The sequence below is a fragment of the Polaribacter sp. HaHaR_3_91 genome (assembly GCF_019278525.1).
Taxonomy (GTDB): Bacteria; Bacteroidota; Bacteroidia; order Flavobacteriales; family Flavobacteriaceae; genus Polaribacter.
The window spans coordinates 325257-349937 of record NZ_CP058986.1 but is presented as its reverse complement, the minus strand read 5'-3'; the positions used below and the strand labels follow the sequence as shown (position 1 = coordinate 349937).

At 31.6% G+C, this 24681-nt stretch carries 20 protein-coding genes; 5 read left to right on the top strand and 15 right to left on the bottom strand.

Features of this window, described 5'->3' with window-relative positions; all coding sequences use genetic code 11:
• Window positions 1-4 precede the first annotated feature (4 nt).
• Window positions 5-1933, top strand: coding sequence for a glucosamine-6-phosphate deaminase (gene nagB / locus H0I27_RS01495; protein WP_218732184.1), 1929 nt, complete (start codon window positions 5-7; stop codon window positions 1931-1933).
• 140 nt (window positions 1934-2073) lie between these two features.
• Here nagB and H0I27_RS01490 read toward each other — a convergent pair whose 3' ends face one another.
• The 3 genes from H0I27_RS01490 to H0I27_RS01480 form a co-directional block, all read right to left on the bottom strand.
• Window positions 2074-2403 carry an L-rhamnose mutarotase gene (locus H0I27_RS01490; protein WP_218732183.1) on the bottom strand — a complete coding sequence of 110 codons (330 nt, stop codon included), beginning with the start codon at window positions 2401-2403 and terminating at the stop codon, window positions 2074-2076.
• 122 nt (window positions 2404-2525) lie between these two features.
• The gene (aldA, locus tag H0I27_RS01485; RefSeq protein ID WP_218732182.1) at window positions 2526-3965 is read right to left on the bottom strand and encodes an aldehyde dehydrogenase; all 1440 of its coding nucleotides are present in this window, start codon (window positions 3963-3965) and stop codon (window positions 2526-2528) included.
• Between the two features lie 263 nt (window positions 3966-4228).
• Window positions 4229-5128, bottom strand: a complete 900-nt coding sequence (locus tag H0I27_RS01480) for an AraC family transcriptional regulator (RefSeq protein ID WP_218732181.1) — start codon at window positions 5126-5128, stop codon at window positions 4229-4231.
• A gap of 99 nt (window positions 5129-5227) precedes the next feature.
• Between H0I27_RS01480 and rhaD the strand changes: the two genes are divergently transcribed.
• From rhaD to H0I27_RS01465, 3 genes are all read left to right on the top strand, one after another.
• Window positions 5228-6022: a rhamnulose-1-phosphate aldolase gene (gene rhaD / locus H0I27_RS01475; RefSeq protein WP_218732180.1), complete on the top strand. Its 795-nt coding sequence runs from the start codon at window positions 5228-5230 to the stop codon at window positions 6020-6022.
• Between the two features lie 21 nt (window positions 6023-6043).
• The gene (locus H0I27_RS01470) at window positions 6044-7831 is read left to right on the top strand and encodes an L-fucose isomerase (RefSeq protein WP_218732179.1); all 1788 of its coding nucleotides are present in this window, start codon (window positions 6044-6046) and stop codon (window positions 7829-7831) included.
• 151 nt (window positions 7832-7982) lie between these two features.
• Complete coding sequence (locus H0I27_RS01465) at window positions 7983-9293, top strand: FGGY family carbohydrate kinase (protein WP_218732178.1); 1311 nt, start codon at window positions 7983-7985, stop codon at window positions 9291-9293.
• Window positions 9294-9670: 377 nt separating this feature from the next.
• Here the strand turns inward: H0I27_RS01465 and H0I27_RS01460 are convergent, their stop codons facing one another.
• The 5 genes from H0I27_RS01460 to H0I27_RS01440 form a co-directional block, all read right to left on the bottom strand.
• Window positions 9671-11155 (bottom strand): arylsulfatase, encoded by a 1485-nt coding sequence (locus tag H0I27_RS01460; RefSeq protein WP_254713120.1) that lies wholly within the window; start codon window positions 11153-11155, stop codon window positions 9671-9673.
• Window positions 11156-11420: 265 nt separating this feature from the next.
• On the bottom strand, window positions 11421-12926 hold the full coding sequence (locus H0I27_RS01455; protein ID WP_254713119.1) for a glycoside hydrolase: 1506 nt from the start codon (window positions 12924-12926) through the stop codon (window positions 11421-11423).
• An 8-nt stretch (window positions 12927-12934) separates the two neighbouring features.
• A complete protein-coding gene (locus tag H0I27_RS01450; protein ID WP_218732175.1) occupies window positions 12935-14365 on the bottom strand; it encodes a sulfatase in 1431 nt (476 codons plus the stop codon).
• Between the two features lies 1 nt (window position 14366).
• Window positions 14367-15782: a sulfatase-like hydrolase/transferase gene (locus H0I27_RS01445; protein ID WP_218732174.1), complete on the bottom strand. Its 1416-nt coding sequence runs from the start codon at window positions 15780-15782 to the stop codon at window positions 14367-14369.
• Window positions 15783-16326: 544 nt separating this feature from the next.
• Window positions 16327-16494 (bottom strand): hypothetical protein, encoded by a 168-nt coding sequence (locus tag H0I27_RS01440; protein ID WP_218732173.1) that lies wholly within the window; start codon window positions 16492-16494, stop codon window positions 16327-16329.
• A 402-nt stretch (window positions 16495-16896) separates the two neighbouring features.
• On the opposite strand from H0I27_RS01440, the gene H0I27_RS01435 reads away from it, so the two are divergent.
• The gene (locus H0I27_RS01435) at window positions 16897-18078 is read left to right on the top strand and encodes a leucine-rich repeat protein (RefSeq protein WP_218732172.1); all 1182 of its coding nucleotides are present in this window, start codon (window positions 16897-16899) and stop codon (window positions 18076-18078) included.
• Between the two features lie 345 nt (window positions 18079-18423).
• Here the strand turns inward: H0I27_RS01435 and H0I27_RS01430 are convergent, their stop codons facing one another.
• From H0I27_RS01430 to H0I27_RS01400, 7 genes are all read right to left on the bottom strand, one after another.
• Entirely contained in the window at window positions 18424-18723 is a 300-nt protein-coding gene (locus tag H0I27_RS01430; RefSeq protein WP_218732171.1) for a T9SS type A sorting domain-containing protein, read from the bottom strand.
• 139 nt (window positions 18724-18862) lie between these two features.
• On the bottom strand, window positions 18863-19234 hold the full coding sequence (locus H0I27_RS01425; RefSeq protein ID WP_218732170.1) for a hypothetical protein: 372 nt from the start codon (window positions 19232-19234) through the stop codon (window positions 18863-18865).
• 80 nt (window positions 19235-19314) lie between these two features.
• Window positions 19315-19749 carry a Sip1-related alpha-galactosidase gene (locus H0I27_RS01420; protein ID WP_218732169.1) on the bottom strand — a complete coding sequence of 145 codons (435 nt, stop codon included), beginning with the start codon at window positions 19747-19749 and terminating at the stop codon, window positions 19315-19317.
• 28 nt (window positions 19750-19777) lie between these two features.
• Window positions 19778-20065: a hypothetical protein gene (locus tag H0I27_RS01415; RefSeq protein ID WP_218732168.1), complete on the bottom strand. Its 288-nt coding sequence runs from the start codon at window positions 20063-20065 to the stop codon at window positions 19778-19780.
• 11 nt (window positions 20066-20076) lie between these two features.
• Window positions 20077-21174 carry a glycoside hydrolase family protein gene (locus H0I27_RS01410; protein WP_218732167.1) on the bottom strand — a complete coding sequence of 366 codons (1098 nt, stop codon included), beginning with the start codon at window positions 21172-21174 and terminating at the stop codon, window positions 20077-20079.
• A 55-nt stretch (window positions 21175-21229) separates the two neighbouring features.
• The gene (locus H0I27_RS01405) at window positions 21230-22885 is read right to left on the bottom strand and encodes a hypothetical protein (RefSeq protein ID WP_218732166.1); all 1656 of its coding nucleotides are present in this window, start codon (window positions 22883-22885) and stop codon (window positions 21230-21232) included.
• Window positions 22886-22923: 38 nt separating this feature from the next.
• The gene (locus H0I27_RS01400; RefSeq protein ID WP_218732165.1) at window positions 22924-24558 is read right to left on the bottom strand and encodes a hypothetical protein; all 1635 of its coding nucleotides are present in this window, start codon (window positions 24556-24558) and stop codon (window positions 22924-22926) included.
• Window positions 24559-24681 lie beyond the last annotated feature (123 nt).

Sequence of the window (24681 nt, the reverse complement as noted above, 5' to 3'; positions counted from 1 at the left end):
TATTATGTTAAAAAGTACTATAGACAAAGCGACAGGTTTCGAAAAAAGATTCGAAAATATCGGAACTATCGTTTATGAAGATTCTACATCAGCCTCAAAATCAATTGCACAAGAAATTGCAAGTCTTATTAAGGTAAAACAATCGCAAAGACAACCTTGTATTTTAGGTTTAGCAACAGGTTCTTCACCGAAAGGATTGTATGCAGAATTGGTAAGATTACACAAAGAAGAAGGTTTAAGTTTTAAGAACGTAGTGTCTTTTAATTTAGATGAATATTACCCAATGGAACCAGATTCTATAAATAGTTATGTGCGTTTTATGCAAGAACAATTGTTTAATCACATAGATATTTTACCAGAAAACTGTCATGTACCAGACGGAACATTATCAAAAGCAGCTATAAGAGATTATTGTGATCAATATGAAGCAAAAATTGAAGCTTTAGGTGGTATTGATTTGCAAATTTTAGGAATTGGAGGAAATGGTCATATTGGTTTTAACGAATCTGGATCGCTTCAAAATTCTAAAACAAGGTTGGTTGCCTTAGACCACATTACAAGAGTAGCAGCTAGTGGAGATTTTTCTGGTTTAGAAAACACACCAAGAACTGCAATTACTCTAGGTGTTAAAAAAATAATGGAAGCTAAAAAAGTCATTTTAATGGCTTGGGGAGAAAGCAAATCTAATATTATAAAAGCTTCTGTAGAAGATGAAATTACTAGCTTAGTACCAGCCTCTTACTTGCAAGAGCACAGAAATGCAACTTTTATTTTAGACCAAGCAGCAGCTTCTAAATTAACAAGAATCAATACACCTTGGTTGGTAGAAAAAGTAGTTTGGACGGATACGCTTACTAGAAAAGCCGTTTTAAGTTTAGCCCTTTATTTGAAGAAACCAATTTTAATGTTAACAGATGCTGATTACATAGAAAATGGAATGAGTGATTTGTTAGCAGACTCAGGTCCTGCGTATGATATCAACATAAAAATATTTAACAAATTACAAAATACTATTACCGGTTGGCCAGGTGGAAAACCAAATGCAGACGATAGTAAACGACCAGAAAGAGCAGAACCAGCTAAAAAACGTGTCTTAATTTTTAGTCCGCATCCAGATGATGATGTTATTAGTATGGGTGGTACTTTTAAGCGATTACACGAGCAAGGACATGAAGTACATATTGGATACCAAACCTCTGGTAATATTGCCGTTGCAGATGATGAAGCATTACGTTTTGCAAGTTTTGTGTGTGATTATAATGATAAATTTGGAATTGATAATTCTGAAGCCAATGCAATATACAAGAAAGCTGCAGACTTTTTAAAGAACAAGAAAGCGAGTGAAATAGATACACCAGAAGTTAGATACATTAAAGGGTTAATTAGAAAAGGAGAAGCAAGGGCAGCCAGTCATTTTATAGGTTTACCAGATACTCAAATTCACTTTATGGAATTACCGTTCTATGAAACTGGAGCGATAAAAAAGAATCCAATTGGAGTTGGAGATGTACAAATAACAGCAGACTTGATTGAAAAAATTAAGCCGCATCAAATTTATGCAGCTGGAGATTTAGCAGATCCACACGGAACTCATAAAGTATGTTTAGATGCCATTTTTGCAGCTGTTAGAGAACTAAAACCTAAAAAGTTTATGAAAGACTGTTGGGTTTGGTTGTACAGAGGTGCATGGCAAGAATGGGGAATTGATGAAATAGAAATGGCAGTACCAATGGGACCAGACCAAGTTTTAGAAAAAAGAAAAGGAATTTTCAAACATCAATCTCAAAAAGACGGAGTTGTTTTTCAAGGAGCAGATAGTAGAGAATTTTGGCAACGTGCAGAAGACAGAAATAGAGAAACTGCAGAATTATATGACCAATTAGGTTTATCTCATTACGCAGCTATGGAAGCATTTGTAAGATGGCATTATTAGAAAATCTATTACTTTAATACCAAAATAAAAAAGAATCAAATTATAAACCTCAACTGTAAAAGTTGAGGTTTTTTTTATTCAATATTCACATTTTGAAAGCTAATGCGAGCGTCTCGCTCGTACCTTTTAAATACTTATTTCTACAACTGATATATTCTATCCATTAAAACCCACTTCTCCCCTTTTTTAGCCATCGGAAGACCTTTTTGGTATTTCCACATGAGCACTTCCCATTCTTGTACTTTTACATTGTTCTTATCAAGTTTATCTTTCTCTTCAAAAGAAAAAGAAGCATCCACCTCCATGATCATAAATAACCGATTGTGTACATTAAAAATTTCTAGGTTTAAAATACCTGCATCAACGATACTTTTTGTGATTTCTGGCCAAATTTCTTGATGATATTTTTTGTACTCTGAAATTAGTTTTTCATCATCTTTTAAATCTAAAGCGAAACAATATTTTGTCATTTTATTTATAAATTTTCATAATTACGAATCCCATAAACTGTTATAAAAAAAGCACTTTTAATAAATCGAAATCAGTAAATTTCTAAAAATTAAAAGTGCTTCCTAGCTGTATTTAAACTATTTTATCTGTATTGTGCATACACAACTTTAGTTTGAAGATATTCTTCCATACCATGTTTACCATCTGCACCACCTAAACCAGATTTTTTCCAACCTGCATGGAAACCTTGAATAGCTTCAAAATGCTCTCTATTAATATACGTTTCTCCGTATTGTAATTCTTCTGCAGCATGCATTACTTTGTTAAAGTTTTCGGAGAAGATAGAGGATGTTAATCCAAATTCTGAATCATTTGCCAAGGCAATAGCTTCATCCAAAGTACTAAATTTCATCACTGGTAAAACAGGACCAAATACTTCTTCTTGCATAATTTGCATGTCTTGTCTTATATTGGTTAACAAAGTAGGTTGATAAAAATACCCTTTATTAAATTGTGGAGATCTAGATCCTCCAACCAATACTTCTGCACCTTCTTTTTTGGCAAATTCTACCATTTCAGATACTTTATCTAATTGATCTTTAGAAACCAAAGCACTCATATCTGGATTGTCATCAGAAAAAGCATCTGCTACTGTTACCGCTTTCATTTTAGCAGTTACCATTTCTAAAAATTGGTCGTGAATAGATTCTTCTACATACACACGTTCTGCACAATTACATATTTGTCCGCTATAAGTAATTCTAGAAGTAACAATCGCATTAACAGCCAATTCTAAATTAGCATCTGCACAAACAATTGCCGGTGCTTTACCACCTAACTCTAAAGAAACCTTTGTAATGTTTGCAGAGGCTGCTTCCATAACTTTTTGCCCCGCAAAAACACTACCCGTTAAACTGATAATACCCGTTGTAGGACTCTTACTTAAAGCATTTCCAACAATAGGACCAGAACCACAAACTATATTTAAAACACCTGCTGGCAATTCAATTTTTTGAATCATTTTAGCCCATTCCATTATGGTATTTGGGGCAATACAACTTGGTTTAATTACGCAAGTATTTCCTGTAATTAAAGATGCTGCTACTTTTCTTGCCATAACAAAAAATGGCCAGTTCCAAGGTAAAATACCTACAGCTACTCCAATTGGGGCCTTGTGTAAAAAGATATGTTCTTTACTACGGTCACTTTGTATAATTTCTCCTTCTATTCTTCTTGCAAAACCTGAATAATAATCAAAATAATCTGCGGTAACATCTATTTCTACTTGTGCCAAACCAATTACTTTTGCTTGCTCTGAAGCTAAAGTTTTGGCTAAAAATATTCTGTTTTCACGAATAACGTCTGCCATTTTATTTAAATAATTGGCTCTTTGAATTGCAGGAAGAGATTTCCAAGCATGATGCGCATTTTGAGCGGCATCTAATGCATTATTAGCATCTTCTATACTACCGTGTGGTATGGTAGAAAGAACTTCTTCTGTACAAGGATTTAAAACTTCTGTTACTTCTGCTGAAGTCGATTTTACAAATTTTCCGTTGATAAATTGTTGAAATTGCTGCATAATATATTTTATTAGTTAGTGGTATTTTTAATGAAGAAGTAAGAGAAAATCATGGTGAACTTCCGTACTTCTTTCGTCCTAGTGGTATTGGTGGTTAAAGCCAATAGGCAAACTTATAAATATATCTGATTAAAAAATTTATCCATATTACGCAATAAAATGTATAATTTAAACATAACTATAAAATAGAAATAAAAAAAAACACCACACCTCTTTATTTGCAACAGATAAAGACGCACTTACAAAAAACACCACGTATCTATTTATGTATATTTACCAGATTTATAAATTCCAGGTGTTAAACCTGTAACCAATTTAAATACTCTAGAAAAATGATATCTATCTGAAAAACCTAAATTAAAAGCCACATCTTCTATTGTTTTATTGGTATGCTCGAACAACTCACAAGATCTTGCAATTTTTCTATTCTGAATAAAGTTATGCAACGTAATATGCATTTCTTCCTTAAATAAGCGCGCAAAAGAATTAGGTGCCATATTTACAATAGCTGCAATTTCTGTGTTGGTTAGTTTCTTACTGATATTCGCCTCAATAAAACGAATCACTTTTAAAACACGGTCATCTATATTAATCGCTTTCCAAAGCTCTGGACCAATATTAGTCAACACTTCTTTAATAAATGCCTGCAATTTTAAATTAAAGGTCAATTTAAAATCTTTATTTTCTATTTTTAATCTTTCTGTAAGATACTCTAATCGGTCTCTTAAATAATCTGTTACTTCAATTTCTATAATACCCGGATATACATTATCGAAAGGAACCCCTAAATTAAAATGAATAAAAAAATGAATTAAAGAGGATTCTAAATAATCTTCTTCTTCATAATCACTTGTTAAATGCCTACCAGAAACATGGATGCCATCGTTATAAACATGTTTTTTAGAAAAACGAGAGGAAAAAGAAGTAAAAGGTGGAATTATATACAAAGTATCTGGTGTCATTTTATATACATCTTCTAGATGAATTAATTCACCGCCTTCATTTCTATTCCAATAAATTCTCCAAAAAGGAAAAATCATATCATGGCAATCCCATAAATTTAACAACCAATACCTACAACACAACAGTCTCAATTTTAAATCTATAAAATTTTGATAATTGGAAGAAGGGTCTCCCAATGCTATGTTTTTTGAAAACGTCAATTAGTGAATTGTTTAAATTAGATACAAAAATACAGATTTTGAATATTTAATTACATGTCATTCGTAAATATCTTTGTGATATCAAATTTACTAAATATTATGAAAACATTAAGCCTTCCATCAGAAGTAGAGATAGAATTAAAAAAAGTATCAACCGTTGCCGGTTATTTATGGCAACGTGAATGGGCAGAAAGAAATGCAGGAAACATATCAATGAACTTAACTTCATTCTTTAAAAAAGAAGAAGTGGAAGGAATTGGTACAGAAGTTCCTTTCGATTTCCCTAAAGAATCAGCTGGTTTTGTACTTTATATTACTGGTACTGGTTGTTATTTAAGAGATTTAGTAGACATGTTAGAAGAAGTTTCTTGTATTCTTTACATTAACGAAACTGCAACAGCTTATTCTATTATTTGGGGTGGAAAAAGACCTAATTTTGGACCAACTTGTGAGTTAATTTCTCATGCAAGTATCCATTTATTTAATTCTATTCATCACCCAGAAAACTTAGCGGTTGTGCATACACATCCACTTGAGTTAATCTGTATGAGTCATCATGAATTATTTGATAATGAAGAAGAATTAAATAGACAAATCTGGATGATGTGTCCTGAGGTAAAAGTATTTGTACCTAAAGGAATTCACTGTACTCCTTATGCTTTATCTAGTACAGCTGCTTTGGCAGAAGTAACTATGGAAGCTTTTAAAACAAGAAACGTATCTCTTTGGGAAAAACACGGAGCAACTTCTACAGCACCAGATGTAATGAAAGCTTGGGACTTTTTAGATGTAGCTAACAAAGGAGCAAAAATGTTAATGATGTGTTGGGCAGCAGGTTTTAAACCAGCAGGTTTGTCTAACGAGCAATTAACAGAATTAGAACAATTTACATAGGACTTAAAAAATTTATATATAATGAGTAGACTTATAGGTAGATTACCAAAAATAGGAATTCGCCCTGTTATAGACGGACGAGAATTAGGAGTAAGAGAATCTTTAGAGGTTCAGACGATGGATATGGCCAAAGCGGCTGCAAAATTAATTGAAGAAACATTACGTTTCCCTAGTGGAGAAAAAGTAGAATGTGTTATTGCAGATACTACTATTGGTGGTGTTGCAGATGCTGCTGCTTGTGCAGATAAATTTAAAAGAGAAGGTGTAGAAGTTTCTTTAACAGTAACACCATGTTGGTGTTATGGTACAGAAGTAATGGATACAGACCCATTATTACCTAAAGCAGTTTGGGGATTTAACGGAACAGAAAGACCAGGAGCGGTATATTTAGCTGCTGCCTTAGCAGGATATTCTCAAAAAGGATTACCAGCATTTGGTATTTATGGTAAAGAAGTTCAGGATGGTGGAGATCAGACCATTCCTCAAGATGTTTCAGAAAAAATTATTCGTTTTGCAAAAGGTGCTTTAGCCGTTGCTCAAATGAAAGGAAAATCTTATTTATCTATTGGATATAGTTCTATGGGTATTGCTGGTTCTATGGTTGATGTAAACTTTTTACAAGACTATTTAGGCGTAAGAGCAGAATTTGTAGAATCTGTTGAGTTATTAAGACGTATAGATGAAGGTATTTTTGATCAAGAAGAATATGCAAAAGCATTAGCTTGGACAAAAGAAAACTGTAAAGAAGGAGAAGATAGAAACAATCCTGAAGCACAAAAAACGCGTGAGCAAAAAGATGCTGAGTGGGAAAAAGTTGTGAAAATGACTTTAATCTGTAAAGATTTAATGAACGGAAATCCTAAATTAAAAGAGATGGGATTTGGTGAAGAGTCTAAAGGAAGAAACGCTATTATGGGTGGTTTCCAAGGACAACGTCAGTGGACAGATTACCAACCAAATGCAGATTTTACAGAGTCTATTTTAAACTCTTCTTTCGACTGGAACGGAATTCGTCAAGCATATACATTTGCAACAGAAAACGATTGTTTAAATGCAATTTCTATGTTATTTGGTCACTTATTGACTAATAAAGCACAGTTATTCTCTGATGTAAGAACATATTGGAGTCCAGAATCTGTAGAAAGAGTTACTGGTAAAAAATTAACAGGATTGGCAGAAAACGGAATTATTCACTTAATTAATTCTGGTTCTACAACTTTAGATGCAACAGCACAACAACAAGATGCTGATGGAAATGCAACAATGAAAGCATTCTGGGACATTACTAAAGATGATGTTCAGAGATGTTTAGATAATACAAAATGGCCACCTGCTACCGTAGAATATTTTAGAGGAGGAGGATTCTCTTCTAATTTCTTAACGAAAGCAGAAATGCCTTTAACGATGTGTAGAATTAACTTAATTAAAGGAATTGGTCCTGTTTTACAAATTGTAGAAGGTTGGAGTGTTGAGTTACCAGAAGATGTACATAATGTTTTAAACGACAGAACAGATCCTACTTGGCCAACAACTTGGTTTGTGCCTAGAACAACTGGTACAGGATTCTTTAAAGATGTATATACAGTGATGGCAAAATGGGGAGCAAACCATGGTGCAATTTCTCACGGACATATTGGTGCAGATTTAATTTCATTAGCGTCTATGTTACGTATCCCTGTAAACATGCACAATGTTTCTGAAGATGATGTATTTAGACCTAGCGCATGGTCTGCTTTCGGTGAAAACTTAGAAGGTGCAGATTATAGAGCATGTGATAATTACGGACCTTTATATGGTTTCAAAGAATAATAAAACACTTTTTTAACAAGAATTGGCTCTTAATTTTTTTTTGAATTATTTGTTAAGATGCCAATTCTTTTTTTTATACTGATAAAGTAGCTTCTTTTAAAGCCTATACAATTGTTATAAGCAAACTTTATCCTTTTTAAGCTTCAATAAAATGAAAAACGTAATCGCAGTTATAGATATTGGAAAAACGAATAAAAAAATATTTTTATTTGATGAAAAATTTGACGTTTGTTTTCAGAATTCTACCAAGTTCAAAGAAGTATTAGATGATGATGGTTTTCCTTGTGATGACCTAGAGTCTATTGAAAATTGGATTTTAGAACAAATAAAACAAGTTCAAAATAATCCTAAATTTCTTTTAAAAGCGATTAATTTTTCTACCCACGGAGCCTCTCTTGTATATTTAGATAAGCAAGGGAACAGAATTGCCCCTTTATACAACTACCTAAAACCCTTAGACATAAAAAATTATAATGATTTTTATAAATCTAATGGTGGTGTAGAAGAGTTTTCTAGAACAACTGCTTCACCAGCTTACGGAATGTTAAACACTGGTTTGCAAATGCAATGGATGCAAAAAGACAAACCAGAAGTATGGAAAAATGTAGCATCTATTTTACATTATCCACAGTATTTAAGTTACTTATTTACAAAAGAAATTACCGCAGATTTTACGTCTGTTGGCGCACATACAGCTACTTGGAATTTCGATAAAATGGAATATCATCCTTGGTTAAAGGCTGCAAATATTAACTTACCCGAACCTGTAAACGGAGAAAAAGCAATCTCTACAGAAATTAACGGACAGCAAGTAGCTGTTGGTTCTGGTTTACATGACAGTTCTTCTTCTATAATTCCTATTTTAGAAAAAGAAAAAGGCAACGATTTTGTATTGCTTTCTACAGGAACTTGGATTATTGCTATGAATCCTTTTAGTAGTGAAACCTTAACACAACATCAATTAACCAATAATTGTTTATGTTTTATGACTCCTAAAAAACAACAAGTAAAATCTTCTATGCAGTTTTTAGGACGCATACATGAAGTGTACTTAGATCCATTAAGCGAATACTTTAATGTCCATGTAGACAAACATTTAAACCTTCCTTTAGAAGAAAAATTATGTCAAGAGTTAATTGCTGAAAATGCACAAATTTTTCTAGCAGATGGTATTGATACTAATTTTGATGCTAATGAAGATTTATTAAAACATTTTGGTTCTTATCAAACAGCGTATTATCAATTAACATTCGAAATTGCTAAAAAAGTAATTGCAGGTATTAATTTAATAACAGATAAAGACAAAACCATTAAAAACATTTATATCTCTGGCGGATTTAATAAAAACAGGATATTCATCAAATATTTAACCTTGTTAAAGAAAGGCATTGTAATTAAAATTTCTGAATGCAAAAATGAAAGTGCCTTAGGTGCTGCATTAATGATGAAATCATACTTATAAACAAAGTTTGTAATACTTTAATTATGACAAACAAGTCGATATTAACCTAATCGATTTTCAAGTAGCCAAACCTACTTATAAGGAAAGAACACCTAACAATTGATTGTTAGGTGTTTTTTTATCACATAGCGACATAGACAATATATCTATCATGCTGAATTTATTTCAGCATTAATACTAGAATGAAAACACACATTTTTGTCATTTCGAACGCAGAGAGAAATCACATAAAGACGCTCTATTTTTTGCTATGACTGCTATGAGATTTCTCCTAAAGTAGAAAAGATAAACTGGTATACTTTTTCATGTTTAAAAACTAATTGTAAATAAAAAACCATCCCTAAGGCTTACCTTAGGGATGGTTTATAAAGTATAATCTATTTTATTTTTTCACCTCTTAAAGACTCATAGACTTTAATTAATTCTGCTAATTCCTCAGGGTTTGTTGCTGCTAAATTTTGTTCTTGACCAACATCTTGTTTTAAATTATATAATTGAAATTCTGGACGAATACCAACATCAATATTTACTTTTTTATTAAACTTATTCCCTTTATAAGGAGGAATCATTAACCAATCTCCACTTCTTAAAGCTGTTCTAGAATTTGCTTCAATTAACAAATGATCTCTTCCTTTATTAGATTTACCTAAAAAAGCATTTAAAATATCTTTACTATCTGTTGTATTTTCTGAGGTTCCTGTTAAGTTTGCTAAAGAAGCTAATAAATCCATTTGGCAAACAATCGCATCTGAAACAGTTGGCTTAATTGTTCCTTTCCAATAGGTAATAAAAGGCACTCTCGTACCTGCTTCTAACAAACTGTATTTACCACCTCTTAAACCTCCTTTTGGGTCATGTTTTCCTAATTTTTCTATGGCGTCATCATAATACCCATCATTTAAAACTGGGCCATTATCACTAGAAAAAACAATTAACGTATTTTCTAAAAGACCTTCTTCTTCTAAAGTATTTATAAACTCACCAACTACCCAATCTGCTTCTAAAATTACATCTCCTCTTGGTCCCATTCCAGATTTACCTACAAAACGTGGATGCGGAGTTCTTGGTACGTGTGGTTGCTGCATCGCGTAATACAAAAAGAAAGGTTGCTCTTTATGTGTTTTTACATACTCCTGCGCTTTTCCTAAAAAATGATCTGCCATATCAATATCCGTCCATTTTGCAGACTCACCACCTTTCATATACCCAATTCTAGGTATTCCGTTTACAATGCTATTATTATGTCCGTGATGCCATTTCATGGTTGTCATTTCCGGATTTGATTTTGCTGTAGGCTCTCCTTCAAAATTCTTTTTATAATTTACTTCAATCGGATCATTTTTATCCAAACCTACTACATGTCCGTTATCTATATAAACGGTTGGTACTCTGTCTTGCGTAGCCGCCATAATATAAGAAGAATCGAAACCTACTTCATTAGGACCCGGAGTTATTTTTCCGTTCCAATTAACATCCCCAGACCCTAAACCTAAATGCCATTTACCAACAATTGCAGTTTGATAGCCTTGTTTCTTTAAGACTTTTGGTAATGTTTGTTGCGCTACATCAATAATTAAAGGAGCAGAACCTGCTAAAATTCTTGCTTTTTTATTTCTCCAAGGATACACACCTGTTAACAACGCATATCTACTTGGTGTGCATGTTGCCGAAGAAGCGTACCCATTTGTAAATTTAATTCCGCCATTTGCCAAGGCATCTATATTTGGCGTTTGGATTTCTGTGGCTCCGTAAGCACTTAAATCTCCATAGCCTAAATCGTCTAAATAAATAACCACAATGTTTGGTTTTTCACTTATATCTGTGGTTTTTTTTGCTGTTTTTTCTGATTTGCAACTTGTCATTACAAAAACAGAGAAAAATAGAAATTTAAAAATGAGGTTTTTTAAATACATGTTATTTACGTTGGTTAATTAATATTGTAAGAAAGTAAAATTATGAATACTTATTTAATAGTAAGAGCAATTATCGTTCTAAAAAGGTATCAAAATGACTCTTATTTCTTTTTTGATTTTTATTTTTTAAGCTTAACAAGCTTAAATTAAAAACAATACACTAAAATAAAACAACACGTAATTCACTGATAAAGAACTATTTAAATACTTTAAGTTATAAAACGAAAGTAGTAATCGATTTAGCTGCGATTACAATATCTTTTTTATCCGCATTATGTTGTATTAATTTTAAATCTGAGTCTTTATCTGTAACATAAACTTGCTTTATAGTACTTTTAAAATTTAGTTGTACTGCTGTTTCTTTTTGATTAACCGCCACAATAATGATAGAATTATCTCTATTCTTATACGCTGAAACTAAAACTCCTTTTTCTAAATTTTCAAGAGAATTTTTACCGTTATAATCTACCTTAATTTGTTTTGCCAGAGGTCTTATAAATCTCGAAAAATTACCTAAACCCCATAATAATTTTGAGCTTTCAAAAGTACCTTCTTCCGTATTTTTATCATGATAAATAAGTCCGTCTTTATAATTATAAGGTGTCATTGCCAACCACCAATGCCATGCACTTGCATTAGCGATAGTAAGATCTGCATGTATTAATCTAGCAACATACAAAGCTGTTTTCATGCCTAAATCTTTCCCTTTCCCTCTAATTTCTTCATTGTTCTCTAGAATACAATATTCTGTCATCCAATACTCTAAATTTGGATACTTTATTAATTTCTTTTTAATTTCTTCTCTTTTTGTTTTTAATTTAGAAATATCCCAAGTGGTAAAATAACTATGTCCTGCAAATTTTTGCGAAACCGTTTCTAAATTTCCAAGATACAAATCACTCATAGAGTTAAAAAAGACTTCAACCTGGTTACTTCTATGCTCTTTTACTTTTTTTATTGAAGTCAAATAATCTATTTGTCCAGCTTCTGATACTTCTAATTTTGTATCTAAATTATAGCTTTTAAAAACAGAATCTATTGTTTTGGTTGCACTTGAAAGTTCATCATTATTCCAAGGAGAACCTTCTTGTTTTCCATTTTTCCAATCCCATTGAGGTTCATTAAACGGACTGATATAATTAAAATGAAGATCTAAACTATCTTTAAAGTGCGTAACCACATCTTTTAAAAACAACGCATATTTTACATAATTACTTGTTTTTAGGTTTGATGACAATCCGTCTGCAGAAAATGCTTTATTATTTTTTGTAAACTGTACAGGCGGACTATTTACAAAACCGATAAAAGAAGAAACACCTTTTCCTTTTGCTGCTTTTAAAAACCATTGCTGGCCGAATTGTCTGTTCCAATTATAAGAACCATCATTATTTAAAAAACCTTCTGCTCTTCTCCATTCGTCCTTAATACTACTTTCTACTCCTTGCTCTGCACTTCCTGCGCCAATATTAAATCGCCAGGTAGAAAGACCAATTCCTTTAAAAGTTCCATCAGCATTCTTTTCAGTACTAAATAATAAATCGGCTATTGCTTCTTTTTTATCCAAAGACCATTTACCAACAAATTGAGCAGACCATGCATCTGACGCTCCAAAATTATGTATGGTTTGGTATGCTACATTTGGATGAATCTCTATATTAACTTGATCTACTTTACTTTGAGAAAACAATAATCCACTTAAAAACAAAAATAGAACTATCACTTTAGCCCTCATTTTTTCTTAAATTTATTCGGAACAAAATTAGCCTCATACTTCGGATTTAACTCCGTAGGAATTGGTGCATTAATCTCAGATCTCCAAGTAGTTAATTTTTTTAATAACGCTGCTACTTTCTCAGGATTAACGTCTACAAGGTTGTTTCTTTCGCCTAAATCTATCTTTAAATTATATAATTCGAGTGCATTGTCTTCAAAATATTGGTGCAGTTTCCAATCACCATCGATAATTACAGAACCGGGTCTTGTTCTAAAAAACGGATCTCTACCATCATCTATTTTAAAATTATATGCTTGTAAATAAATAGGAAAGTGAAAAAACAAACTTCTATCTTTTATTGTTTTCCCTTTTAAAATTGGTAAAATAGAAGTTCCATCTACTATTTTATTTAGGTTTTCTACATTTAAAATATCCATAAAAGTTGGATAAAAATCTAGATTGGTAATAGGAGTCTTAGAAACTGTATTTGGTTTTACAACTCCATCCCAAGAAATAATATATGGCACTCTAATTCCTCCCTCATAATAAGAACCTTTTCCTGCTCTTAAAGGATCTTGATGAGAAATAGCTCTTATTCCGCCATTATCCGAAGTAAAAACAATTAAGGTATTTTTTAAATTTAAAGTTTTAATTTCATCTAAAATTAAACCGATATTTCTATCAACCGTTTCAATCATACCTGCATAAACCGCCTTATTTTGAAATGGATTTCCTCCTTTTTCTTTGTATTTTTCTTCTAAAGCATTTGTTGTTGATAAAGGTGTATGAACCGCATAATATGGCAAATACAGAAAAAACGGCTTTTCTTTATGCTCTTTTATAAATGAAATGGCTTCTTGCGTTAATCTATCTGTTAGGTTTTCTCCTTTTTTATTATCAACAATATTTTTTATGTTATACGGACTAAAAAAACCATCTTTACCCGGATTACCATGCTTAGCGCCCCCAACATTTACATCAAAACCTTGTGTTTTAGGGTCGTCTCCTAAATGCCATTTACCAAAAGTACCTGTTATATAACCTTCTTGTTTAAGCATTTCTGCAATAGTAATATTATTGTCTGCTAAAATTTCTGTGTTTTTAATAGGAATTATTTTTCTAGTTTTTTCATTTCCTCTATCAGAATTACTAACGGTATAAATACCGTGTCTAGGCGTATTTTGCCCACTAATTAAACACGCTCTACTAGGTGCACAATTTGCTGCGGAAGCATACCCATTTGTAAATTTCAATCCACTTTCTGCAAGTTTATTAATGTTAGGTGTTTCATAAAAAGTACTTCCATAAGTTTCGGTATCCATCCAACCTAAATCATCTACATTAATATAAATGATGTTTGGTTTACTTTCTGGTTTCTCCAAATTTTGAGCATTGCAAGACAATAGTCCCCCTAATAATAATAATAATACATATAAATACTTCATTTTATTGTTTTTTTTCTTTATTTAAAACTTGTTTCATTTTAGCAGGATCTGAATACAAAACCTCTTTATTTTCCATTAATCTTTGATGAATATGATAGGTAACATCCATCCAATTTCTAGGTTCTCCCCAAAGTGGTTCCATCATTTGAGATTCCCAGTTTTTTAAAGCTGTGTTTAATTCATTAAACTGATTTTTATTAGTATTTTGAAGGTCTTTCATTTCACCTAAATCCTCTTCAACATTATATAAAGTTGCTCCGTAATCTTGCAAACGAACCATTTTGTAATCTCCTACTCTTGCTCCGGCTTCTTCTAGTTTTCTCCAAAATAATTGAGCATGCGGATCTCCCTTCTTCTCCCCTTTTAAAAATGGCAAAAGGTTTGCTCCATCTAAAATTAAATCTGTATCCTTTTTAATATTCGCTGCCGCCATAGAAGTTGTAAAAATATCTAAAGAAGAAGACAAACCATTAAAAGTTTGACCTCCTTTTATCTGAGCTGGCCAACTTACCACAAACGGAACTCTATGTCCGCCTTCAAATTTATTTCCTTTCCATCCCTTTAATGGTCCACCAGAAGAAGTATTATTTGCTGCTCCACCATTATCACTTAAAAAATAAATAATTGTGTTATCTGCAATACCTAACTCTTCTAATTTATTTTGAAGTTTTCCAACGTTCTCATCTAAAGACCAAGTCATGGCTGCTAAATACTGTCTAGGATGGTTTTTATATTTCTCTAAATCTTCCTTTTTAGCTTCCATTGGCGTATGAACCGCATTGTAAGCTAAGTACATAAAAAAAGGATTGTCTTTATTTTCTTTTATGTATTTTACAGATTGATTACCCAAAACGTCCGTTAAATACCCATCAAATTTTACACGTTTTCCGTTATGTTGTAACATTTTTGCTTTACTCGGATTTTCATATTGAAAATAAGACCTACTTCCGGTTTCAAAACCATAAAATTCATCAAAACCTCGATTGTTAGGTAAATCAGATTCCTCTTTTCCTAAATGCCATTTACCCAATGCCATTGTTTTGTAACCATTTTTCTTAAAAACATCTGCAATAGTTACAACATCATCAGAAAGCCCAATATCACCAGAGTTTTTATCACCTGTATCATTTGCCTCAAAACCAAAACGTTGTTGGTATTTTCCAGTAATTAAACCCGCTCTACTAGGTGCACAAACTGTTGCGCTTACATGTGCATCCGTAAAAATAACACCACTTTTTGCTAACCTGTCTATATTAGGTGTTTCTAGATCTTTACTTCCCATAAAACCAAAATCTGCATAACCAGCATCATCAATTAAAATGACAATTACATTTGGTTTTTGCTCTTTTTGCACTGCATTATTTGTATTGCAAGACACTAAAAATCCGCACAATAATAGTATAAACAAGGTATCCATTTTAAAAAAAATAAAATTTAAAAATTCTGTAAAAACAAGATGAAAGGTTTTTTTAAGATTCAAGTTGTTGTCTTTTTTAATTAAAGCTAATCTAACTTAAAGTAGCGTAAAAAACAGTCTAATATTGTTACAACAAGGGAGTGAGAATGTTACAATTCTATTAAAGAGACTCCGTGCTATGCATATAGCTATAACTTTCAATAATTTAATCTTAAAAGTAAACACAACCAAGATTCGTCAAAAATGACACTGTAATATCAATAGAAATAACTTTCTATAAATCTAATAAAACAAGACTGTTTTTTTAATAATACAGCTAATTTATTATAACATATCTTAATCTTAGCTTGATAAGGAGTTTCTCTGATAAATTTTTAAATTTCAACAATATGTAAAAAATAATAACTTATTTAACGTTTGTATACAAGCATTTTTAAATGATGTTACACTTACATCTATAGATTTACCTGCTTCAACAGTTATTGATGGTTGGACATTCTGGAAATGCTCAAATCTTAGTAATGTAAATATGTCTGTCATAGATTCAAATTGCCCCAGGTGCATTTAATGCTAAAGGACTTACAACTTTAACACTTCCTTCGTCATTAAGAAAATTTTCAGGTTCTAATACGTTTAGAAACATTCCTACTTTAGAAGAATTAATTGTAGAAATTGAAACTCCTTTTGTTCTTGATACTGACGTAAATATCAATCATATGTTTTCTAATCAAATAAATCAATCTCCTACACCTAATTTAATTGCACCTTGGGGCTTCTAGTGCCTTTGAAAATCAATGAAATATATTTAGATTCTTATCCAAAACTTAATGTAGATAAATGATATTTTTTCTGCAGAAGTTTATAATATATAAAGTGAATCAGCTTTTATTTAAAACCTGCATTAATAAACACGGATTATATGAAATATGACGACCTATGGACTAAATAATTATTTACAAAATGTAGCATTATTACCTTTGTATTGCAAAAATACTAGTGTTTTGGGTTAAAATGCAACATTTTTACCCAAAAAACGAAACCTATGTACTCTAAGAATAGTATAGTTATTTGTAAATTTAAATCATAATATTATTAATTTAAAATTAAATAAATCATGAAAAAAACATTACTATTATTTGTTACATTGTTATCTGTAACATTAACGAAGGCACAAACTGTAGGTGATGCATTTACAGTAAATGAAATCAATTATGAAGTAACCGCTGTTGACCCTACAAACGAGGTACAAATTGTAGGAAATAGTGTTACTACAGATGCATTAACGATACCAGCTACTGTAGAGAATTCAGGAACTACTTATAACGTTACTTTTATAAAAAATAAATCATTTTCTAATGTAGCAATTACATCTTTAGTTGTTGAAGGTGATACTGAAATTGATTGGCAAGTGTTTAACGCTTGTCCTAACCTTGTAAGCGCAGATCTTTCTAATATTACTTCAGGTGTTGGTTTAAACTCTTTTGTAAACTGTCCTGAATTAACATCAGTAGATCTTCATAATGCAACATTTGTTGGTAAAACAGCATTTAACAAATGTCCTAAATTAGAGACAATAGACCTTAGTAATACAGTTGATATTGGAATACAAGCATTTAGAGATGCAAAAGCACTTACATCTGTAGATTTACCTGCTGCAACTGTAGTTGGTGGATTGGCATTCTGGGGTTGCTCAAATCTTACTGATATAAATATGCCTGTGATGGATTCAATTGCTCCAGGTGCATTTAATGCTACAGGATTTAAAACTTTAACGCTTCCTGCTACTGTAACGAAACTTCCAGGTGCTAATACATTCAGAAACATTCCGGCTTTAGAAGAATTAATTGTAGAATTTGAGACTCCTTTTGTTCTTGATACTGACGCATTCTTAGACGCAGAGAAAACAATACCGGATCCTGATAGTCATATGTTTTCTACTCAAGCCGGATATGACACAGCTCCTACATTGATTGTTCCTTTTGGTACCAAGGATGCTTTTGCCGCAGAAAACGGATGGGATATATTTAATATCGTTGAAGCAGATGAAATATTAAGCTTAGATTCTCAAGCTAAAATATCTTTAAATGCATATCCAAATCCTGTTGTAGATAAATTATACTTTTCTACAAATGATGTTTTTTCTGCAGAAATTTATAATATTTTAGGCGCTAAAGTAAGTTCTCAAAAAGTTATAGATGGAGTAGATTTATCTCAACTTAATAAAGGTATTTATTTTGTAAAAGCTAAAAATAATGAAGGTTTAGATTTCAAAACAATTAAAGTTATCAAACAATAACAACTTTTTTTATTTAAAACTTAAAAGGAGTAACTTTATATAAAGTTACTCCTTTTTTTATGCCTTTACATTAACTGTATCCATATTATAAAATATAATTACTTATGCAATTGGTAATCTAATCAAGATAAATACCTTATCAAGGTTAAGATTATGAAAATATTACAGACAAAGTAAACTATTACGAAGTCTATTTTAAAAACCAACAGAATCTTTATCGTTTTTTGATATCAAAAGCAGATTATTATATACAATAGGTTTCTAAAAAACAAAAGGAACAACTTCTATAAGTTGATCCTTATTATTTGTTTAAAAATAATTTGATAAGTAAGATAAACACTTTGCTTATTTTCGTATTATTTTATATTGTTTTCTTGTTCCTTTGTAATTTACTTTGAGAAAATAAATACGAGATGAAATATCATTTAACTTAATTGTATGAATTAAAGAACTGATATTATTTTCGGTATAAATAGTTTGACCATTAACACTTACTAGTTTAACAGAAACATTTTCTAAGTTATTTAAATATATGTTTATATTTTCTTCATTAGGGTTGGGATACGTATAGATTTCATTCAATAATTTTAGCTCACCGTTAGTAGATAAACTATTTTCATCATTAATTATAACAGAAAAATCCATATCAGAACCAACAAATTTTGTATTACAGGTGTTTATATCATCCCCTTTTGTATAAGTTATTAATTGTATTTTACTTTTATTCTATTACCTAAACAGAAATAATGATATCTTCATCAGTATTATGTTCTGTATTGATAATTTATCTTGTGATTTTTAAATTATAATTACTTGTTTCTATTGTTGAACAATCAAATGTGTAGAGATGATTTCCTAAAGAATTAAAAGGCACATCATTTATTTTAGGAATTCCATTCTTACTCCATACAGTTAAGCTTCCTGACTCTTTCATTGTACAGATAATTTCATTTTCATTTATAGATGTCACTTCTACTGTACCTGCGGATAAATATTTATCAGAAATACCAATTACAGACCATCCATTAACAATAGGACTTAACTGAAACAATCTTTCTTCACGTGTTTTTAGTTCAAACTCAAAATCATCTGTCAATGGTTTTGCTATTTTATTGTATGCATCATATAATAAAATTCCTCCTTTAGGTATTTCCAAAAAGTCTTTTAAAAGGTTGAATCATTCCTCCTGCATTCGGATAATCTTTTAAAGAAATAGCTGATTTTAGCATAGTGTCTCTATTTTAAATTAACCACCATAATAACTGCTGATTCATTTTTAATCGGAGCAATTACCTTAAAGGCTTTTTTACCTACATAAGGATCTTGTTGTAAACTTTCTGGCAAAGGAACCCCAGGAGCTAGCGTACCAATAATCTCTCCATCTTTATACATTAACGGAGTTAAATACGTATCATCAATGTTTTTAGTCTCGTCAGACAAATAAATAGGAGCACCAGAAATAGCTCTAGAAACGGCCATTAAACGCGCTGTTTCTTTAAAACTGGTGTGAAACATATCTTGGTCTAACCAATGTACATATCCTAACCAAAGGGCATTGGTAAAGTTTTGAACAATCGTTAAATCGATACGGTCTAAATCTATTTTATAATCTACACTAGACCTTATGACGTAACTATAGGTTTGATTAAAAACATTAAAATTCTGAAACATTATGAAACCAAAGAGCCTCCATTCTATTTCATGAGGCTTTTACTTCAGAAAACGGGCGATAATACATCCCTTTTTGATATTCTGGTAATTTTAAAACAATATCAGCAATAACACCGCTATTATTGGGCGTAAGTAATTGTTTTTCTATAGTAAAAATCCCATTTTCTGAAAGATCATTTAAATCTAAAGCTTTTGGGATTTCTATTAACTTGTCATTGCTTATTTCCTCTTGATTCTTTTGTTTATAGCAAGCATTCAAAAGAAATATTGAAAATACTATCAAAAATATTCTCAAGTTATTGCTAAAAATTATCATAAAAAATCTAATTATTTTTTCTTCTGATATTTTAACACATAATTATTTGTACCATCACTACCATCTAAAGCCACTCCACTAGGGCAATAAAGATATTCAGGTTCATTATTTGCATCCATTAATAACTGAGGTCTTTCTAACTTCACCTTTTTACCTCCGTAACGTACATTCGCTTCTTTTGGAAAATTGCCTTTCAAATAAAAATCTTGATAATTATGAAAACCTGATAAAGGTTCGGCGTTAAATTGAAGTCCATCTTCTGATACCCAAAGTAAACCACCACCTTTTTCTAATATTCCATGATTGTCTGTAGTCATTAAGCATATTTTATTTCTCCATAAAAAAGCATTCCCATCTTCTATTCTGACTTCATTGGTAGTAATTGGGTCTGGTTGGATAACATACGGTCCTTCTAACTTGCTAGAAATAGCAACTCCCATACTCACTTTGCCTTTAGTACCAGCTTTCGCTTTAAAATACAAAAGGTATTTTCCATTAGGATGTTTTATCAAACTAGGGTTGTTAACACCAAGTCCACTGTTTGCACACCAAATAGCAGTATCGCTAGGAGGGCTAAGTAAAGGTGTGTTCTCATTAGGAACTGCATTCCATGGTCCATGAATACTATTACTTGTTAGCATTCCAATTCGCTGACTTGGTCCATGTTTTTTTGCACCATCATTAGCTATAAAAACTAAAACGTATTTATTATCTATTTTTTTAATACTTGGATTGTGAAAACCAGTAGCATTCCATGTATCATTACCTTTTCCTTTTGCTACAACTTCTACAAATTTAAAAGGCCCTTCAGGACTTTTAGCAACATAATGAGCAATTTCACTTTGATATCTCCACGCTGTTTTAAAAGGGGTGTCGGATGACCATCTAGCACTAAAAAGGTGTACATTTCCTTGTTCATCTCTAATAGGAGAGCTTCCCCAAACGTCATAACCAGGTTCGTTAATTGCTTCACCAACAAACTTCCATTGATCGGACATGGCAGTTGGAGAAGCTACTTGTTTTATTACTTCTTTTCTATTATTTTTTTGTGATTGACAAGAAACAATAAATATTGAAAGCAGAATGGTGCTTACTATTATTTTTTTCATTATTAATTTATTAAAAAAGTTTAGATTATTTAATTCAGAGTAAATTAGTACTGTTTTATTCTGTTATCCTAAATGAAACATGGGTAAATGAACCTGTTGTTATGTCTATAAGAAATTGATTTTCTTCTACAGGTTCTATAACAAAAGATTTTCCTTCAGGTTGATCATCATCATCCCATTGTGTTACAGTTATATTACCATCAATTTTAAAACCATCTAGAATCCCTACAGGGTATTCTTCGTAAAAAGGTGGTATAAAAGTTTTACATGGACTCACAGTATTGATAAAAAACACATTTACCTCATTACCTCTTATATAGGCTCTACTATGAAGTTTCTCCCTACTTAGTACTTCTTCACCATCATGATCTAACATTCTTATAGGTTGTGAACCAATCAAAGCTTCAGTATATGCTCTAGTAATATAATTCCATGGTGCATTACCTCCAGACAAGGGGTAATCCCACCAGCTTACTAAATCTAATCCAAGATCAGTCCAATCAAACATACATCCAATAGCTAGTTCGGAAGTCCAAATTTCTCTATCTTTTTCGTAGTCAGAACTACATCTAAGGGCATCCCAATGTGCTTCAGTAGCCCAAGCTTCACGATGTTTATCACTTTGAGCTAGTTCATATTCGTATTTTAAATCTGGATGATTCGTTTCATTATGATGATTCAAATAATAGTGATTTCCAAATACGTCATAGCTATCTTGTCCATTAATATTGTATAAATCGTTAAAAGATCCAGATTCACCTAATGGTTTATAAAATTCTGGAGCCACAATTTGTGGTACCACATAACCAAGTCTTGCCGTTCTAGCTCTTAATGTATCTACAGCTATCGTAAAATCTGTAACATCCATTCTAGCAGCCTCTTTATCAAAAGCAACATAGTTTACTTCGTGTCCATGTTCATGCATAAACTCAACATAGTCAACAATCAATTGTGCATATTTTACAGGATTAGGCACAGTTGGTGCATCTGTTGTTACCCAATCTGGAAAATACTCTGCTTTATCTGATGTTAAAACTTTTAAGCCTACAAAAATCATAAAAGGTTCAGAACCATAATAAGATGCTTTCGCATTTTCTATAGATTTTAAAAGAGTTGTGTAAACACTTTCTACCACCTCACCTTCTGCAGGGTGTCCTCCATAAGCATCACCACAATATAATGGAACTCTAAGGCCATTCATTTTAGCTTGACCTTTACCTTGACCAAAAGCACTTTCTGCATTACTGATATTACCTAAAGTTCCAGCGTTATGATTCAGATCTAACATATGATATTTTGTAACCCTACCAAATTTTTCAAGTGGAGCTATGGTTGCTTTATTTACATATGTTGCCTCTTCGTAATCTGTTATTTCTACAGTGTATTCTTCGAAATCTCCACCTGAGTGAAGTCTAAATTTTTCTGTAACGCCCCATTGACCAATTCTTGTATCTGGATTTGGAGTTATTATTGAAACATCATCTGAATATTTATAAGTAACAGACGTAATTTCTAACGGATCTTTTACATCTGGTATTGATATTTTTTTATTATCATTATCTATAACTCCAATAGATTTTTCTCCGGACGATAATGTTACATCAAATTGAGTAAAATTCAATTCAACATTGTTTATTTCTTCACTTTCTGTCTCTTTACTGCAACCTACAAATAGGAAAACAGATATAAATAATATATAAAATTTTTTCATTTTTGGTTTTATTCTTTGTTTTATTTTAAAATGATTTTTTATTCTTTAATTTTAAACGTAAGCTGAGTAAAAGTACCTGTTGGTATGTCTAAGAGGAATTGTTTTTCTTCAATTGCTTCTACTAAGGTAACTTCTCCTTCAACTTCTGAACCAACTACTGAATCATCTTGCCATTGTCTCACTGTTACTCTACCATCAATTTTAAAACCATCTAAAATCCCTACCGCATAATCTTCATAAGACGCTGGTACTATACCTGCAATATTTGGATTTACAACGTTAATTAAAAATACATTTACTTCATTATCTCTTAAATAAGCTCTAGTATGAAGTTTACCATTCGTAAAAGTTTCCTCTCCATCATGATCAAGCATTCTAATTGGTATGGAACCAAGTATAGCTCCTGAGTATGATCTCATAATAGGTGATTTTATTGTAGTACTACCCTCTATTGGATACCCCCACCACATAAATGCGTCTAATCCTAGATCTGTATGATCAAACATTACTCCAAATGCAGATTCTGTTCTAAAAATACTTGAATCATTATTCCAGTGTGGCTCAGTGGCCCACTGTGGACGTGTTCTGTCACTTTGAGCTAAATCGAACTCATATTTTAATTTTGCAAAACCAGCAACAGTGTGATCTCTTTGATAATAATGATTTCCAAAAATATCATACCTGTCTTGATACCCTTTATTATATAGTTCATTCATCCAACCGTTACTAGTGTCTCCTTGAGGGTCTAAAAGCTCTGGAGCTACAATTTTAGGTACTACATATCCCAATCGTGCTGTTTTTGCTCTCAAACTATCCGCAGATATTTTAAAATCCTCAACACTCATTCTAACAGACTCTTTATCAAACGCAATTGCATTTATTGTATGTCCTTTTTTATCCATAAATGCTATGAAATCAACAAGTAACTGAGCATATTTATCAGGAATAATTCCATCTTCATCAGTTGACACCCAGTCAGGGTAATACTCATTTTTATTAGAAGTCAAAACTTTAATTCCTACAAAAATCATAAAAGGTTCACTTCCACTATAGGCTGCCTTTGCATTTTCAAGAGATTTTAAAGGGTTTGCATAAACATCTTCTACAACTACACCTTCCGAAGGATGTCCTCCAAAAGCATCTCCACAATAAAGAGGAAATCGGATACCATTCATTTTTTGATTACTAAAAGCTTCAAAAGCCGTGCTTTCTTCTTTAGCTTTATTAGGATCTCCATTAAGATCTAGCATATGATATCTTACAGTAGTCCCAAAAGTTTCTAGTGGAGATATTGTTGCTTGATTTTCATATACAGGTTCTTCAAAGTCAGGAACTTCTACAGTGTAATCTTCAAATCTTTCACTAGAGTGAAGTCTGAATTTCTCTGTAATTTCCCATTTACCTATCCTTGTATTTGGATTTGGAGTAATGATTGAAACGTCTTCTGAGAACATATATGAAACAGATACAATTTCTAAAGGGTCCTTTACATCATATAATGAGATATGCTTGTTCTCATTATCAATAACTCCAATAGATTTTTCTCCAGATGATAATGTTACATCAAATTGAGTGAATTTAATTTCTACATTATCAGCTTCAATAATATCTGATTCTTTACCACAACTGAGAAAGAGAAAAATTGAAATAAGTAACAAAGGAAAGTTTTTCATGTTTAGTTTTTAATGGTTGATGATTATTTTATGCAATTTATCTAAAATCTTAACAAAAAATGGGGTCGAATTGTATCAACAATGGAGTTAAAATGTCACAATTAATGTTACATTAAAATAAAA